The sequence below is a fragment of the Terrisporobacter muris genome (genome assembly GCF_024621905.1).
Lineage (GTDB): Bacteria > Bacillota > Clostridia > Peptostreptococcales > Peptostreptococcaceae > Terrisporobacter > Terrisporobacter muris.
Genome location: NZ_JANKBY010000549.1, coordinates 1 through 1,427 on the forward strand (window position 1 = coordinate 1; position 1,427 = coordinate 1,427).

Here is a 1,427-nt window from a genome sequence, read left to right on the forward strand (position 1 = left end):
ATCCCTTCATACTTTTTAAATATTTTTATAAAATATCCTGGTTCATTAAAACCAAGTTCATCACTTATTTGGCTTATGCTCATATCGCTCTCTTCCAAAATGTCTTTAGCCCACTTAATTTTTAATTTTGATATATAATTGGAAAAACTCTGTCCCATTTCTTTAGAAAACAATCGACTAAAATAACTCTGACTTATATGACAAACTTTTGCCATATTTTCCACTGTAATATTTTCACTTTTATTTTTATATATATAGTCAATAGCTGGCTTTAATGTGGAACTAATTTTTTTATTATCTTCATCGTATATATCTTCAGAAACGTAAGCATCAACCATGGCGTTAGATATTCCCTTTTTTATATTTTCAATATTTTTTACACTATATCCTTTAAAAAAGTTGGAATCCAACTCCATATTACTTCCTAGTGACTTTTTATACATTTCTAATATTAAATTTTTATCTAAAGCTTCTTCAACCAAATAATTACATAAGGAAGACAACATATTAGCAATATTTTGTACTTCTTCATAAGTAAGTAAAGGTAGTTCATCATAGTATTCTTTAAAATCCTCCAGTACCTCTCTTGCTACTGATTTATGAGAAGTATCAACTATTTTTTCCATGTCTTGTGTTATATTCTCCTTTAACTTCACTTGTCCTGCCATTATTGCTCCCATATATCTCCCATCAATAATAATAGGCACTGCCACATCTACTATATTATAATGACATAAATAAATATAAGGCTCATTAGATCTAACAGCTTCAAGTCCACCTCTGGAGTCACACTTTTGACAATACTTTACCATTTGAGCATTATTTCTTACAGATTCACAAAACTTAGAACATTTACTATGTTTACTTATGGGATTTCCCTTATAATCAACAGTTATAATAGCCATATTTGTAACTAAAGATAAATTATCTTGAAGAGTTTGCCATTTTTTAAAATCTATTACTTTATCCAAATTTATTTTATCTTTTTTCAATGTAAAATCCCCCATACATATGATTATTATTTGACTTTTTATTATAAAGTAAGCTTATAAGAATTTTCTTTAAGCCACTTTTCACTTTCTTTAAAATTTGGAATTATTTCTTCTACAAGATTATAAAAATCCTTAGAATGATTCATATGAACCAAGTGTGAAAACTCATGAACTAATATATAATCTATTACATCAACTTTTAACATAGAAATTCTAGAATTAATATAAATAGTTTTACTAGATGTACAGCTTCCCCATCTTTTCTTTTGTTCTTTAATTTTAATTATATTAGGACTTAATTTATTCATCATAGGCTTTTCTTTTTTTAATACTTCAAGTCTTGTTATGACTATCTTTTCACTTTCTATCTTGTACCACTTTTTCAGTTCATTTTTAATATATTCAATCTCATTATTATTTGTAGTAATTATTAAG

The 1,427-nt window shown here is 26.3% G+C and carries 2 protein-coding genes; both read right to left on the bottom strand.

What is annotated here, in order from left to right; translation table 11 throughout:
• The coding region (locus NSA58_RS20175; RefSeq protein WP_257560933.1) for a PocR ligand-binding domain-containing protein at positions 1 to 992 on the bottom strand (992 nt) is incomplete at its 3' end.
• 41 nt (positions 993 to 1,033) lie between these two features.
• On the bottom strand, positions 1,034 to 1,427 hold a 394-nt coding region (locus NSA58_RS20180), incomplete at its 5' end, for a M48 family metallopeptidase (RefSeq protein ID WP_257560934.1).